This window comes from Sphingobium sp., assembly GCF_048594625.1.
Taxonomy (GTDB): domain Bacteria; phylum Pseudomonadota; class Alphaproteobacteria; order Sphingomonadales; family Sphingomonadaceae; genus Sphingobium.
On the sequence record NZ_JBMDWL010000020.1, the window covers coordinates 1 to 14,525 of the forward strand.

The following is a 14,525-nucleotide window of genomic DNA, read 5'->3' on the forward strand; positions in this document are numbered from 1 at the left end:
AATGTGCCTGATTCATGCACTTTAGCCAAAGGCGGTTCCGGCTCCTCGACGTCACCGTCTGCATCCGCATCCGCATCCGCATCCGCATCCGCATCCGCGTCCGCATCGGCATCCGCATCCGCATCCGCATCCGCATCGGCATCCGCATCAGCATCAGCATCAGCATCCGCGTCCGCATCAGCATCCGCGTCCGCGTCCGCATCAGCATCTGCATCCGTGTCATCATCGGCGGCGGAGTCGGATGCTGCCACGCCAGCGACGCCAACGCCGCCAACCACAGCGGGGATGATAAGCGACGAACCTGCCGCACCGCTGCTACCCGCAGCCGCCATCAGTTCGTCCAGATCGTTCAGCAGGGAGAAACGCGGAAAACGGCCGCCCGATCTGGCTAGCCATTGGTTCCCATTGCTGTCGCGCAGCACCAGATCGTTTGTCGCCCCGTCGATCCGTTCATAGAAATTGTTGACCTTGATGACGTTTCCGTCCTGCAGACGGATCATCAGATCCTTCCCGTCCTGCTCCAGACTGGCGACCGCTTCCCTGTTCAGCGGCAGTCGAACGACGCTCGGGTCGTTCAGCGTGATGGTATCGACAGGCGACTGGACGGTTGCACCAGTCAATTTATCGATAATTTCGGCCGCCATGGTAATTCTCTCCGCACATTCCCCGTCACATACGATCACGCACCCGGACGACCGGGCAGGACGCAGGGGTGCGCGACACAAGCAGAAGAACGGCGGCTTACTGATTTGCAAAGCAAGGATTCCGGTTTCGGAATCGATTTCGGACGTAAGAACCGCTGATTTTTCTAGGCGCTATGCTGTATGAGCGGCGCAATCGGGCCAAAACGGCCTCCAACGCTCAGGGAACGCTATGCGCCGCCGATGCAACGGAAAAGAGAGCGATTTCAGAGGTAAATGGCGGAGAGGCAGGGATTCGAACCCTGGGTACCCTCACGGGCACGCCGCATTTCGAGTGCGGTGCATTCGACCACTCTGCCACCTCTCCGCAGAAGGTCCGGCGTGCGCCGTCCCGGTCGAGGTGGCGCCATTAGCGAATGATTCCGCCCTTGCCAAGCGTCCATTCAGGTATTTTTCTTGTGTCGGCGCAATAGGCTCCTAAATTGAGTGCATGAAAGACACGATTCAGATTTTCGGCGCAGGCATTACCGCTCCGCCGATCGCCCATGCCCGTTTCAGCATCGGCGATGTGGTGCAACATCGCATGTTCGGTTTTCGTGGCGTCGTGTTCGACATCGATCCGGTCTTCGCCAACAGCGAGGAATGGTATGAAGCGATCCCCGAAGGCGCCCGGCCCGACAAGGACCAGCCATTTTATCACCTGCTCGCCGAAAATGGCGAATCCAGCTATGTCGCCTATGTCAGCCAGCAAAATCTGGTCGCCGACGATAGCGACGAACCGGTCGACCACCCTGCCATCACCGGCATGTTCGGCCCCTATGCGGACGGCAAATATTCGCTGCGCCCGCTCCACCGCCATTAAGTCGTCCGCGCCCTTGCGGCTTGGGCGGCTCGGCGCGCTGCTGCTCGCCTGCGCGGGCGTGGGCGCGATATGGGCAGCGCCGCCCCCGCCCCCAGCGCCCAATGCCGACCCGACTTTTCCTTTTTCCAAGGAAATAGAGGCCTTTGCAAAGGCTAACAGCGCGGGCCTGCCGGTGCGGGACGCCACCCTGTTTCTGGGTAGTTCCAGCATTCGCCTGTGGGACATAGCGGGCAGTTTCAGCGACATCGGCACCGTCAATCGCGGCTTTGGCGGCGCAACCACCGCGCATGTGCTCCATTATTACAAGCGGTTGCTGCCGCCCGTCCCGCCACGATCCGTGGTCGTCTATGTCGGTGAAAATGATCTGGCGGCGGGCAAGGCGCCCGACGCTGTGTCGCGCGACATATTGACGCTGCTCAAAAAACTGCGCGCGGACTATCCCCGCGCGCCGATCCTCTATCTGTCGCTCAAACCCAGCCCGATCCGCTGGACGCTCCAGCCGAAAATGGCGCAGGTAAATGCGCAAGTCGCCGCCCGCGCAAAAGTAGACGGCTTCGATTATCTGGACGTCGGCACCACGCTGCTGGCGCGGGACGGCCTGCCCGATGCGTCGCTCTTCCGGCCAGACGGGCTGCACATGAATGCGCGCGGCTATCAGCGCTGGACCACCCTGATCGACGCCTGGCTGGACCATCTGCCGCCGGTGAAGACGGCCCGAAACGCCTTCTAATCCTACTTTCCGATTGATCCACGCCCCGGTAACATTATTACCAGCGGTTTCAGATTTCGAGCGAAGGCAAGGGGACAGACTGTGACAGGCAATGTGAAGGGCCAGGGCGCGCAAACCCACGCCATGGCCGAACTGACGCTGCGCGGGGTCATACTCGGCGCGCTCATCACCCTCGTCTTCACGGCGGCCAATGTCTATCTCGGCCTTAAGATCGGCCTGACTTTCGCCACGTCGATTCCCGCCGCCGTCATCTCCATGGCGGTGCTGCGGCTCTTTGCCACCGGCACGATCCTTGAAAACAACATCGTCCAGACCATCGCGTCGGCGGCGGGCACGCTGTCGGCGATTATCTTCGTGCTTCCCGGTCTCGTCATCATCGGCTGGTGGCATGGTTTCCCCTATTGGCTGTCGGCCTGCACCATCGCGCTGGGCGGCATATTGGGGGTCATGTATTCCGTCCCGCTGCGCCGCGCGCTCGTCACCGGGTCCGACCTGCCCTATCCCGAAGGGGTCGCCGCCGCCGAAGTGCTGAAGGTCGGCGCCGGTTCGCGCGAAGGGCTTGAAGAAAACAAGCGCGGTCTGGCCGCCATCGTCGCCAGCGCGGTTGCCGCCGCTAGCTTCTCCATCATCGCCAAGACGAAGATTCTGGCCGAAGAAGCCGCCACCTTCTTCAAATTCGGCGCGGGCGCGACATCGGTATCGACCAGCTTTTCGATGGCACTGATCGGCGTCGGACATCTCGTCGGCCTGTCGGTGGGCGCGGCCATGTTCATCGGCCTGCTGATCAGCTGGGTCGGCCTCGTCCCCTATCTCACCGCGCCATTGCCAGCGGGGGCGGAGTTGTCCGACATCGTCGGCACGGCATTCCGCATGAAAGCGCGCTTCATCGGTGCAGGCACGATCGGCGTCGCCGCCATCTGGACCCTGCTCAAGATCCTTGGTCCCATCGTCAGCGGCATCCGCGGCGCGCTGGTCGCCAATGCGGCACGCAAATCGGGTAACGCCGCCGATCTCGACATCACCGAACGCGATCTGCCCATCGGCATCGTCGGCGGAACCATCCTCGCCACATTGATCCCCATCGGTGTGCTGCTGTGGATTTTCGCGCAGGGTGGTCCCATCGCCGCCAATCCAGTGCCGATCATCGGCCTGACGCTGGCCTATGTTCTGGTCGCGGGCATCGTGATCGCATCGGTATGCGGTTATATGGCGGGCCTGATCGGCGCGTCGAACAGCCCGATTTCCGGCGTCGGCATCCTTGCCGTACTGGGCGCCTCGCTGCTGCTGGCCGCCATTTACGGTTCGGGTCATGGCGACCCGTCGCAGACGCAGGCGCTGATCGCCTACGCCCTGTTCACCACCGCCATCGTGTTCGGCATCGCCACCATTTCCAACGATAATCTTCAGGACCTGAAGACCGGTCAGCTGGTGGGGGCGACCCCATGGAAACAGCAGGTTGCGCTGGTGCTGGGCGTATTGTTCGGCGCGCTGGTCATTCCGCCGGTGCTGGACCTGCTCAACAGCGCTTTCGGCTTTGCGGGTACGCCTGGCGCCAAGGACAGCGCCCTGCCCGCACCGCAGGCCGCGCTCATTTCCGCGCTGGCAAAGGGCGTTCTGGGCGGCGATCTCGACTGGGGCCTGATCGGCATCGGCGCCGGCATCGGCGTCGTCGTCATCGCCATTGACGAACTGCTCGGCAAATCGGGCAAGCTGCGCCTGCCCCCGCTCGCGGTCGGCATGGGCATCTATCTGCCGATGGCGCTCACCCTGTTGATCCCGGTCGGCGCGGTAGTCGGCCATCTCTACAATCGCTGGGCGTTGCGTCAGTCGAACCCCGAATTTGCAGAGCGCATGGGCGTCCTTATGGCGACCGGTTTCATCGTGGGCGAAAGCCTGTTCGGCGTCGCCTTCGCCGGGATCGTGGCTGGCACGGACAGCGATGCGCCGCTCGCGCTGGTGGGCGAAAGCCACTGGGCGGTGCCGCTGTCGGTGCTGGTCTTTGCAGGCGTGATCGCGGGTCTTTATGCCAAGCTCAAAAACTGGGCGAGCAGCCCCCTGTCCTAAAGGGCAGGGAAAGGCGCGAACGGCGATGCGTTATCCCTGTCCGACTGGACAGGAGTGCGCATCATCAGTCAAGAGCCGGACACGGAGCGCGTGAGGCTGGATAGCGAAGCGGCGGTGCTTTATTGGACTTCGCGCTTCAACGTCTCGCGGGATGAACTGGAAGAAGCCGTCGACATCGTCGGCAACAGCATCAGCGCGGTCGCGGCCTATCTCAACATCGCAGGATGATCACCAAACGAAAAGGGCCGCGCGACACGCGGCCCTTTTCGTTTGGATCATGCGGAGAGTGACTGGAGCATGATTGATGCAATCTGACCGGATCATGCTCCAGGATCGATACCCCGATCAGAAGTTGAAGCGGAAACCACCGGTATATCGGCGACCGAAACGTTCCCATTCCATCGTCTGGCCGGTGATGCTCTTGGTCGGCGTGCCCGCCGCCGTCAGCAGACTGGCCGGATCGGCGAAGCGGCGGCCCGGATTGTTCAGCAGGTTCGACGCGTCGAAATAGATTTCGAAATTCTTCGTGATCGCATAGCGCGCCGAAAAATCGAGTTCGTCGTCCGAAGCCCAATAGGTATCGCCCGCATCGGCCAGCGTGCCGACCGTGTCGAGCCACTTGCTGCGGTTCTGATATTGCAGGCGCAGCGACAGGCCATATTTTTCGTAATAGCCGCCGATATTATACACGAAGTCCGACGTGCCGGGCAGGCGCATGTCGCGACCGCCGATGTCGACCTTGCTGTTGTTCAGAGTGATGTTGGCGGAAACACCGAAGCCGCCCAGAAAATCGGGCAGGCCCAGCGACTGCGTCCAGGGTTCAAGCTGCAACTGCGCCGCGGCTTCCATGCCGTAGATGCGACCCGAACCGCCGTTGACGAGACCGTTGAAGATATAGCCCGAACGATCGATCCCGTTGCTGTTGAGCGCGGTCGAACCGAACCGGCGCGCCGACGTATAAAGCACATCTTCGATCTTCTTGTAGAAGGTGCCGACCATCAGATAGCCCTGCGGCTTCATATACCATTCGAAATAGGCGTCCACGCCATAGGCGCGTTCCGGCTTGATCGACGGATTGCCGCCCGAAATGGCTTCATTGCTGTCGTTGACGACGACATTGGGGCGCAACTGGTCATAATCGGCCCGTGCGGCGCCGCTGTTGAACGACAGGCGCAGCTTCTTGGTATCGTCGACATTGTAATTGACGTGCAGGCTGGGGAAAGCGAGCGTCTGGCTTGCCTGCGCCGTGATCAGGCCGCTGACGCCATCGATCGTGCCAATGGCGCTGCCGCGGTTCTTGATATGCTCGACGCGGACACCGCCGACGACCGAACCCCAGTCATAGCGCACCGTGCCCATCACGAACCCGGCAAAGACTTCTTCGCGCACATCGTAATTATTGCCGGTGTTGGGCGCAAAGGCAAAGGCCGCCTGCGCCGCCTTCGACGCGGCCTTCATCTTGTCGATGTCGAAATAGCGGAAATCATAACCGGTCTGGATGTCGCCCAGGAATTTCTGGCCGGTCGAAAACTGGTTATAGTCGGTCGGCATGATCGTGGCGGCCTGCGCGGCGTTCAGCGTGATCTGCCGTTCGTCGGCCACCTTCGTGCGGCGGTCATATTGCACGCCGGCTTTCAGCGTCGCATTGTCCAGTTCGCGGGCCAGAACCAGTCGGCCGGTATAGGCCTTGGTCGTATCCACCGCGTCCAGCACGGTGAAGCCCGACAACGGCTTGGTGAAGCTGTCGACTGCCGTCACCTGATCCCCGGTGGTATAGCGGGTCGGGCTGGCCAGCTGCAACGTCCGGTACAGCGTCAGGCGCGAGATATTGGGGTTGGTGAAATCGTAGGACACGCTCGGCCGCGCCGTACGGGTGCTGGGGCTGTCCCAGGTCGCTTCGCCGGTGACCGAACGGTCGTCCTTCGATTCGGTATAGTTGCCGACCCAGCTCAATTTCCAGCCATCGGCAAATTCATGATCGCCCGCCAGCGTGTTGGTGAAGATCGACTGGCGGAATGCGCGCAGCGTGGAACGCTGGCGGATGTCGACGCCGTACACCGTGCCCTTCTGCGGCGTGTTGCCCATGCAGATGTCGGCATAGCCCGACGTCGTCGGCATGTTCGTCGGCGTGATCGTGCAGACTGCGCTGCTGTTCGACAGGTCGGATTCGCGATCGTCCAGGTCGAACCGGTAATTGTCGCGCGCTTCGTCATCGGAAAAAATGGTGTAGACCGAACGCAACGAGATCAGATTCTGCTCATCGGGCTTCCAGTCGAGGCGGCCGGACACCGACCAGTTCTTGCGGGTCAGGCGATACAGCTTGTTTTCCACCTCATGCGCCCAGAAACGGGTGGCATTGCCGGGACGGGCATCGCGCGCCACCTGTTCACGATCGACCTCGAAATTGTCGGTCACCATGTTGCGTTCGTAATAGCTGCCCGCCAGCAATATGCCGATTTCACCGATGCCGGTGTCGAACCGGTTCGAAATCACCGCCGAACCTTCATATTCCTTGCGATCGCCCAGTTCGGCAAAGCCAAGGCCGCCCTTACCAGCCAAGTGGAAGCCATCATAGTCGAAGGCGGAACGGGTCACCACGTTCACATTGCCTGCCACCGTTTCGCCCGGCATGTCGGGGGTTACGGCCTTGGACACGATGATCTTGCCCGCAATGGCGGACGGGATCGAATCGAAACGGGCGTCGCGGCCTTCCGGGCTGACCACGTTGATGCCGTCGAACGACAGGGTGGTCCAGCTCTTGGGCGCGCCGCGCAGGTTGATGTAGCGTGCCTGACCCTGATCGCGTTCGACGCTGACGCCGGGCAGACGGCTGGTGGCCTGGGCGATATTCTGGTCGGGCAGGCGACCGACGGAATCGGATGCGGCGACGGCGACCAGCGAATCGCTGTTCTTCTGGACGGTCAGCGCGGCCGCTTCCGATTCGGCGATCGGGCGCGCGCCGGTGACGATGATTTCGCCCATATCTTCTTCGGCAGCAGGCGCCTGCGCAGCGACCTGCGCCGAAAGCAGCGCGGAACCGGCGATACCGCAGACCAGCGCCAGACGAACGAACTTTACGCCGGCGCGCGACCGGACGGATGAATGATGCATGATGTCCCCCATGATGAACCGCCTTTTCGGTCGGCTTGGCGCGGCTCCTAGAACCGGCAGAAGTCAGGAGAATGAATTTGCGATGTCAGTTTCATGACAGTGATCGCCATCCAATCTGACCAAATCGTCACATCGGCGTCATGAATCCGGTTCAAGAGGCGCGGCGAAATTCGGGGGTCTGGATCATGCATAATTTCGTTTCGGCTGCGGCGCTGGGCGCGGCTCTTATCTTTAGCGGTTGCGCCACCGTTCCGGCCGAACCGCCGGTCGAAGTCCGCATCGCCAATGCGACGCCTGCCGTCACCGTCACCGCGCGCGGCGAAACCACGCCGGTCGGCACGCCCAATGCGGACGCGGCGGACGATCCGGCCATCTGGCGCAACGCCGCCGATCCCGCCGCCAGCCTGATCGTCGGCACCGACAAGAAAGCGGGCCTTTATGTCTATGGCCTTGATGGCAAAACGCGCGATTTCATCGATGCGGGGCGGGTCAATAATGTCGATCTGCGCGACGGCGTCGGCATCAACGGCGCGCCCGGCATCCTCGTCGCTGCGAGCGACCGTAACGACGTGGCGAACGCAAAGGTCGCCCTCTTCCGGCTCGACCCGACAAATGCGAAACTGACCGCGCTGGGCAAGGTCGATGGCGGCCGCGGCGAAGCCTATGGCGTCTGCATGTATCGCGATGCCGCCGCGACCTACGCCTTTGTGGTGCTGAAGGATGGGACCATCAATCAGGTCGCGATCGATGCTTCCGGCGCAGTTCCCGTTGGCAAGATCGTCCGCACGATGAAATTGGGCACTCAGTCGGAAGGCTGCGCCGTCGATGACCGCACCGGCATACTTTACGTGGCGGAGGAAGATGTGGGCCTGTGGCGCTTCGATGCGCGCGCGACCGGTGCCACCACCCCCACCAAGATCGCGGCGGCCGACGGCAAGAATCTGGTCATGGATGCCGAAGGCGTCGCCATCGCCGCCATCGGTGAAAAGGACGGCTATGTCCTCGTCTCGTCACAGGGCGACAATGCCTATGTCGCCTATCGCCTGAGCAACGACAGCTATGTCGGCCGCTTCCGAGTGGTGGATGGTGCCATCGGCGGGTCGGAGGAAACCGACGGCATCGATTTGATGCTGGGCGATTTCGGCCCAGCCTATCCCGGCGGTCTGTTCATCGCGCAGGATGGCCACAACGCCGCCGCTGCCCAGAATTTCAAGCTGGTCGCCTGGGATGACATTGCTCAGGCGCTCGCGCTTCCTCGCTAATCCGGTCCGCTGATCTGAGAAAGAGCGCCCCGCCATCTGGCGCCCTTCCCACCAATGTCGGATTGCGCTCTCCGCGTGACCGGATGAAAATCCGGCAAAAGATGAGGAGAGCGCATGACCGTCACATCCCTCTATGACGCGAAGCGGATGACCGCCGATCAGGCCGTCGCCCTGATCTCCCATGGCGCACGGATCGCCACCGGCCTTGCCGTCAGCTTTCCCCCCGCCCTGTCAGCCGCGCTGGCCGACCGGGTGCGTGCAGATGCGCTGCGCGATGCCAGCATCTACACCATGCTGCCCCCCGCCGCGTCGGCCGCCGCGATCCTGTCCCCCGACATCGCCGATCGCATGCGTCAGATCAGCCTGTTTCATGGCGGCATCGAACGCGCCGCCGATGCCACCCTGTTGACACGCAACAGCCCGCTGATCGACGTCCTGCCCGTCCAGTTCAGCCAGATTCCCCACATGCTGACGGACCATGTCGGCGTCGACACCTTCATCACCACCGTATCGAACATGGACGCCAATGGTTGTTTCAGCCTGGGCACCGACGCGGACTATGCGCTGGCCGTCGCGCGCAGCGACGCGCGGTTGATCGTGGAGGTGAACCCCGCCATGCCCTATGTCCATGGCGACTGCATGGTGCATGTGTCGGACGTCGCGGCGATCGTCGAACATCATGTGCCCCTGTGTCAGGTGCCCGCTTTGCCGCGCAACGCCACGGACGAAGCGATCGGCGCGATCATCGCCGCCATGGTGGAGGATGGGGCGTGCCTGCAAATGGGCATCGGCGCAGTGCCCGATGCGGTTTGCGCCGCGCTGATGAACCACCGGCACCTTGGCATTCACACCGAATTGCTGACCCCCGGCCTTGTCAGCCTGATCCGTGCGGGCGTGGTCGACAACAGCGCGAAGGCGCTGCATCCGGGGCAATCGGTCTTCACCTTCGCCATGGGGGACCAGTCGCTCTACGACTTCATTCACGACAATCCGGCGGTCATCGCCCATCCCGTCGATTATGTGAACGCCCCGCATAATATCGCCCGGAACGACCGGGTGCTGTCCGTCAACGCCACGATCCAGATGGACCTGAGCGGGGCGTGCAATTCGGAACATATGAACGGCCGCCAATATAGCGGCACCGGCGGCCAGCTGGATTTCGTGCGCGGCGCTTATGCGTCAAAGGGCGGCCGGTCGATCATCGCCTGCCATTCGACCGCGGCCAAAGGCCGCGTATCGCGGATCGTGCCATGGCTGGACGGCCCGGTCACCACTCCGCGCACCGACACGCATATCGTCGTCACCGAATATGGATCGGCCGTGATGAAGGGGAAAAGCCTGTCGGAACGCGCCCGCGCCCTCATCACCATAGCCCATCCCGATTTCCGCGACGATCTGGAACGCGAAGCACGCGCCCGGCGGATTTTGCGCTGATCGCCTGAAATCGGTTCGCTTCGCGCGATCCTAACGGCTTTTCAGTGCCTCCAGCGCGGCCTGCGTCGACACGGTCAAAGGTTGCGGCAGCGCATCCAGCGCATACCAGCCGCACCCCGCCAGCGCTTCGGGTTCCATGACCATGGGATCGCCAACCGCATCGGCCACCAGATAGACGGGCGCAACCCAATGGGTGCCGCGCGCTTCGTCGATCTGGTCGGTCAGGCACAGCAGATCGCCGGCGACGATCCTCAGCCCCAGTTCCTCGAAAATCTCGCGCTCGGCCGCCGCGGCCATGGTTTCGAACAGGTCGACCTTGCCGCCCGGCAGCCCCCAATGGCCCGCTTCCGGTTCGCGCAGCCGCTGTACCAGCAACAGCTTCCCGTCGCGCAATATCGCCGCGCCGCATCCGACGCGAGGTTCGAGCTGTGCCATATCCACCCCATGCGGAAAGGGGGCGGTGAATCGCGCCACCGCCCCTGTTTGCGTCTTACTTCTTCTTCGCGAACCAGCTGGTGACCGGCGCCTGCAACCGGCTGCGCGTTTCGACCCGCGTCTTCACCGCCGCGATGGCGCGGTCCACCACCTTGCGCGATTCGGGCGTCAGATATTGGGTGGCATAGGCATCCAGCTTGGTCGCCATGGCCGGATCGGCCGACCCGCCGCCCAGACGGGCCAGCGCCTGACTGCGCGCCGACACATCGATCATCGCTTCATATTGCGCGCGATGCGCCAGCACATAATCGACCGCCAGCATCGGATGCGCAGCACCAACCTGACTGATGATCGCCGCGCTGGTGGTCTTGCCCGGTTCGTCCGTCATTGCAAGGTCCAGCGCCTGCGCGCCCAGCTTCGCATCCTTCGCCCCGCCCAGCAGCGCGTAGACGGTGCTCTTTTCCAGATCGCTCTTCGCACCCTTGGCCATTGCGCGCAGCTTGTCCCATGTCGCCTGATCGGCATTTTTGGCGATGATGCCCAGCCACACATTGCGCAGCGGCCCGTCCAGCGCCGCCGGATTCGCGCTCAGCGCGGCAAAGCGGCGGTTGGCCTCCGCCACCACAGCCTTGTCACCCATGTCGCCCAGCGTCGACACCAGCGCGGACCGCAGCACCGGCACCTGCGCGCCCTCGCCCGCCTTGGCATCATAACCGATGCCGGTCAGCAGTGGCGTCAGCTTGGCCGAAGCATAGGCCGCGACCCGGCCCTGCGCCGTCTTGTCCGCCTCCACCAGCGCATAGGCGCTCGCCAGATAGCCCGGCACTTCGGCCAGCACGGCGGGCGTCGCGGTGGCGGGCACCGCATCCACCAGATCCAGCGCCAGCCCGATCGGCTGATAGCCGCCCAGACCCAGCTGGAAATTATCGGCCAGCAGGCCGGTCTGGTCCATGCTGGTCAGCTTGCCGAATTCCTTCGCCAGCGCCTGCACATTGGCGGCGGGATAGAGCGAGCGATAATAGCCCGTCTGCCCTGCATTGATCACATAGGCGCCGCAACCCGGCAGCGTCAGCTGCCCCTTGCCACCCGTCAGGATCATGCGCTGCGCTTCGCCACCGACGGTCTGCGCCTTGACCGGCACGTTCCAGCTGAGCGGTGCCTTGCCCTTCTGGTCGCGGCTGAATTCGCCTTGGCTCAGCGTCAATATGGTCGATCCGCCCTGACACTGGGCGCTGTCCACGGTCACCAGCGGGATGCCCGGCTTCGACGTGAAGTCATGCGCGATGCTGACCAGCCCCTTGGCCCCCGCACCTTCGACCGCCTTCCACAGGTCGTCGGTCACGGTGTTCTTATAGGCATGGGCCTTCATATAGGACTGGATGCCCGCCTTCCACACATCCTCTCCGGCATAGCCTTCCAGCATGGTGATGACCGCCTCACCCTTTTGATAGGTAATGGCGTCGAACGCCTGATTGACCTGATCGACGGTGGTGATCTTCTGCACGACGGCATGGGTGGTGGCGAGCGAATCGAGGTTCATCGCCGCCTCACGACCGCCGACGCGGGTCAGCAGCATTTCCCAGTCGGGTTGCAGCTTGTCCGTCACCTTGGTCGCCATCCAGCTGGCGAAACCTTCGTTCAGCCACAGATCGTCCCACCATGCCATGGTGACCAGATCGCCGAACCACTGGTGCGCCATTTCATGGGCGACGGTTTCATAAATGCGGCGCTTGGTCGCTTCGGACGTGAAGCGCGGATCGACCAGCAGGGCACGTTCGAAGGTGAAAATCGCGCCCCAATTTTCCATCGCGCTGAAAAACTGGCTCTGGCCCGGACCCGCGACATTATCCAGCTTGGGCAGCGGATAGGGGACGCCGAAATAATCATTGAAATAGGGCAGGATGCTGGCGGACGCATCCAGCGCCAGCTGCGCCTTGCCCGTATTGCCCTTGCCGGTGATGACGCCGACTTCGGTATTGCCCGCCATCTTCGTGGCGCGGTCCAGTTCGCCAAGGCCGAAGAACAGCAGGTAGGACGACATTTTGGGGCTGGTGCCGAACGTTACCAGCTTTCTGCCGCCGCCCATGTCCTTGGTCGCCTTGACCGGCATGTTGCCGACGGCCAGCTGATCTCCAGGCACCACGGCCGACAGGTCGAACGTCGCCTTATAGCTCGGCTCGTCGAAGCTCGGCACGAAACGGCGGGCGTCGGGCGCTTCGAACTGGGTGAACAGCGCGCGCTTCGCCGCGCCCGCATTGTCGGTATAGTCGAGCGCAAACAGGCCGTTGGCCTGCTGGTTGATGACGCCCGCATAGGCGACGTCCAGCGTATAGGCACCCGGCGCCAGAGGCTTGCCGAAATCGAACGTCACGGTCTGCGCGGCGGCATCGACCTTCGCCGTGCCCTTGATCGGCTTGCCCTTGCCGGGCGTCAGCGTAACGGTCGAAAAGCTGAGGTCGGCCGCGTTCAGCACCAGCGCGGGCATGGCCGTGCTGACCGTCACGTTGATCTTCGCCCTGCCGCTGAACTTCAGGTTCGCCGCATCCGGCGTGACTTCGATCGCATAATGGCTGGGCGCCGCGCCGCGCGGCAGCTGCGTCGTGATCCCGGCGGCGGGACCGGCAGGCGCGGCTTGCGCCAGCGCAGGGGTCGCCAACGCAACGGGGGCAGCCGCGATCAGCAGCGGAAGGATTTTCTTGAGGGACATAGGGTTTCAGACTCCGACACGTCTTGATGGCGGTGATGAGACACTATCACGCACCACGATGCAACGCGGGATCGGCCCTTTATCGCGCCCGGTCAAGCGGGCGTAGCGCCCGCCCATGTCATTGGTCGAAGCCTGTTGCCCGTTTGTCAAACAGGCCCGTCTTCACCCCGGACTTGTCAGGGGTCCAGCTTTTCCCAGCGGCGGTTATCGGCATGCAAAGGGGGATGCCGGGTCAATCCCTGCATGACGAAAATATTCTGGTGCTTGAGGCTTGTCTCACCCGCGGCCGCGATAACCCGGCACATCCTGCGACGGCAGCCACAGGCCGGCGGGCGGGACGTCCGACTGCCAGAATACGTCGATGGGGATGCCCCCGCGCGGATACCAGTAACCGCCGATGCGCAGCCAAATCGGCTTCATTTCGTCGAACAGCCGCTGACCGATGCCCACGGTGCAATCTTCATGAAAGGCTGCATGGTTGCGGAAACTGCCCAGGAACAGCTTCAGCGACTTCGATTCGACGATCGTGTCGCCGGGCGCGTAATCGATCACCAGATGCGCGAAGTCGGGCTGGCCGGTCACCGGGCACAGCGATGTGAATTCCGGCGCGGTAAAGCGCACCAGATAGGGTTTGCCGGGGCGCGGATTGGGCACATAATCCAGCACCGCTTCTTCCGGGCTGGTGGGAAGGGCGCTGGTCTGCCCCAGATGCAGGGGGGTGTTGGGAAGGTTGGTCATGCCGCGCATCTACGCCATTGCACGGCTGATGTCATGCCCCACCCCCGCCCATGCATTGTTCACTTGCGGTTCAGCCGATCTTGTGCCTTGGCGTGTCGATATGGGGTTTCACATTCGTCCGCTTCTGATCGCCGCGCCGCTGCTGCTGGCCTTGCCCGTCCATGCCCAGCAGACGGAGGCGCCGGGTGCCGGTCTGCATGCGCCCTCCACCGCCACGCCGCCTGCCCCCAGCCCCAATCAACAGGGACCGGAACTGGACGTGTTTCGCGATCCGGTAACGCCGCGCGCCACCCCGCCCGTGATCGTCGTGCCGACCGTCATCCCGCCGTCCGCCACCGTACAGCCCACGCCGCAGCCCAGCCGCCCGCGCACCCCATCAACGCCCGCGCCGTCTTCGCAGCGCGCCAGTCCGCCCGCCGAACGCCCGGCGCAGACGCCTGCCCTCGCAAGACAGACCCCGGCACCGGCGGCAAAACGCCCCGAAACGCCAGCACCCGCCCCCGCCGGCGTTTCCGACAATGCCGCCGACAACGCGGCAGCA

At 63.2% G+C, this 14,525-nt stretch carries 11 protein-coding genes, 1 tRNA gene and 1 pseudogene; 7 read left to right on the forward strand and 6 right to left on the reverse strand.

Features of this window, described 5'->3' with window-relative positions; translation table 11 throughout:
* Both ACOJSJ_RS02270 and ACOJSJ_RS02275 read right to left on the reverse strand, forming a co-directional pair.
* Window positions 1–644: BapA/Bap/LapF family prefix-like domain-containing protein (locus ACOJSJ_RS02270; protein WP_420143366.1), on the reverse strand; the 644-nt coding region annotated here is incomplete at its 3' end.
* Between the two features lie 274 nt (window positions 645–918).
* Window positions 919–1,008 (reverse strand) — tRNA-Ser (locus ACOJSJ_RS02275).
* A 123-nt stretch (window positions 1,009–1,131) separates the two neighbouring features.
* Between ACOJSJ_RS02275 and hspQ the strand changes: the two genes are divergently transcribed.
* The 4 genes from hspQ (at window position 1,132) to ACOJSJ_RS02295 (ending at window position 4,525) form a co-directional block, all read left to right on the forward strand.
* Window positions 1,132–1,503 carry a heat shock protein HspQ gene (gene hspQ / locus ACOJSJ_RS02280; RefSeq protein ID WP_420143367.1) on the forward strand — a complete coding sequence of 124 codons (372 nt, stop codon included), beginning with the start codon at window positions 1,132–1,134 and terminating at the stop codon, window positions 1,501–1,503.
* Window positions 1,460–2,233, forward strand: coding sequence for a GDSL-type esterase/lipase family protein (locus ACOJSJ_RS02285; protein ID WP_420143368.1), 774 nt, complete (start codon window positions 1,460–1,462; stop codon window positions 2,231–2,233). The genes hspQ and ACOJSJ_RS02285 overlap by 44 nt, the downstream gene beginning before the upstream one ends.
* Before the next feature lie 123 nt (window positions 2,234–2,356).
* Window positions 2,357–4,297: an OPT family oligopeptide transporter gene (locus ACOJSJ_RS02290; protein ID WP_420143376.1), complete on the forward strand. Its 1,941-nt coding sequence runs from the start codon at window positions 2,357–2,359 to the stop codon at window positions 4,295–4,297.
* A gap of 54 nt (window positions 4,298–4,351) precedes the next feature.
* Window positions 4,352–4,525, forward strand: a complete 174-nt coding sequence (locus ACOJSJ_RS02295; protein WP_420143369.1) for a DUF3606 domain-containing protein — start codon at window positions 4,352–4,354, stop codon at window positions 4,523–4,525.
* Between the two features lie 117 nt (window positions 4,526–4,642).
* Here the strand turns inward: ACOJSJ_RS02295 and ACOJSJ_RS02300 are convergent, their stop codons facing one another.
* The gene (locus ACOJSJ_RS02300) at window positions 4,643–7,408 is read right to left on the reverse strand and encodes a TonB-dependent receptor (protein WP_420143370.1); all 2,766 of its coding nucleotides are present in this window, start codon (window positions 7,406–7,408) and stop codon (window positions 4,643–4,645) included.
* A 185-nt stretch (window positions 7,409–7,593) separates the two neighbouring features.
* Here ACOJSJ_RS02300 and ACOJSJ_RS02305 point away from each other — a divergent pair, with 185 nt between their 5' ends.
* A complete protein-coding gene (locus tag ACOJSJ_RS02305) occupies window positions 7,594–8,670 on the forward strand; it encodes a phytase (protein WP_420143371.1) in 1,077 nt (358 codons plus the stop codon).
* 114 nt (window positions 8,671–8,784) lie between these two features.
* Window positions 8,785–10,104: an acetyl-CoA hydrolase/transferase family protein gene (locus tag ACOJSJ_RS02310; RefSeq protein WP_420143372.1), complete on the forward strand. Its 1,320-nt coding sequence runs from the start codon at window positions 8,785–8,787 to the stop codon at window positions 10,102–10,104.
* Window positions 10,105–10,134: 30 nt separating this feature from the next.
* On the opposite strand, the gene ACOJSJ_RS02315 is transcribed toward ACOJSJ_RS02310, so the two are convergent.
* The 3 genes from ACOJSJ_RS02315 to queF form a co-directional block, all read right to left on the reverse strand.
* Window positions 10,135–10,539 (reverse strand): NUDIX hydrolase, encoded by a 405-nt coding sequence (locus tag ACOJSJ_RS02315; protein WP_420143373.1) that lies wholly within the window; start codon window positions 10,537–10,539, stop codon window positions 10,135–10,137.
* Window positions 10,540–10,594: 55 nt separating this feature from the next.
* The gene (locus tag ACOJSJ_RS02320) at window positions 10,595–13,246 is read right to left on the reverse strand and encodes a M1 family metallopeptidase (RefSeq protein WP_420143374.1); all 2,652 of its coding nucleotides are present in this window, start codon (window positions 13,244–13,246) and stop codon (window positions 10,595–10,597) included.
* Window positions 13,247–13,522: 276 nt separating this feature from the next.
* A complete protein-coding gene (gene queF, locus ACOJSJ_RS02325; protein WP_420143375.1) occupies window positions 13,523–13,984 on the reverse strand; it encodes a preQ(1) synthase in 462 nt (153 codons plus the stop codon).
* 100 nt (window positions 13,985–14,084) lie between these two features.
* Here queF and ACOJSJ_RS02330 point away from each other — a divergent pair.
* Window positions 14,085–14,525, forward strand: a pseudogene (locus ACOJSJ_RS02330) (hypothetical protein); the annotation flags it as partial.

Bases quoted from the DNA above. Each gene is read 5' to 3' on its own strand.
- ACOJSJ_RS02305 (WP_420143371.1), top strand. From the start codon at position 7,594: ATGCATAATTTCGTTTCGGCTGCGGCGCTGGGCGCGGCTCTTATCTTT.
- ACOJSJ_RS02285 (WP_420143368.1), top strand. From the start codon at position 1,460: ATGCGGACGGCAAATATTCGCTGCGCCCGCTCCACCGCCATTAAGTCG.
- queF (WP_420143375.1), bottom strand. From the start codon at position 13,984: ATGACCAACCTTCCCAACACCCCCCTGCATCTGGGGCAGACCAGCGCC.
- hspQ (WP_420143367.1), top strand. From the start codon at position 1,132: ATGAAAGACACGATTCAGATTTTCGGCGCAGGCATTACCGCTCCGCCG.
- ACOJSJ_RS02315 (WP_420143373.1), bottom strand. From the start codon at position 10,539: ATGGCACAGCTCGAACCTCGCGTCGGATGCGGCGCGGCGATATTGCGC.
- ACOJSJ_RS02320 (WP_420143374.1), bottom strand. From the start codon at position 13,246: ATGTCCCTCAAGAAAATCCTTCCGCTGCTGATCGCGGCTGCCCCCGTT.
- ACOJSJ_RS02310 (WP_420143372.1), top strand. From the start codon at position 8,785: ATGACCGTCACATCCCTCTATGACGCGAAGCGGATGACCGCCGATCAG.
- ACOJSJ_RS02290 (WP_420143376.1), top strand. From the start codon at position 2,357: ATGGCCGAACTGACGCTGCGCGGGGTCATACTCGGCGCGCTCATCACC.
- ACOJSJ_RS02300 (WP_420143370.1), bottom strand. From the start codon at position 7,408: ATGCATCATTCATCCGTCCGGTCGCGCGCCGGCGTAAAGTTCGTTCGT.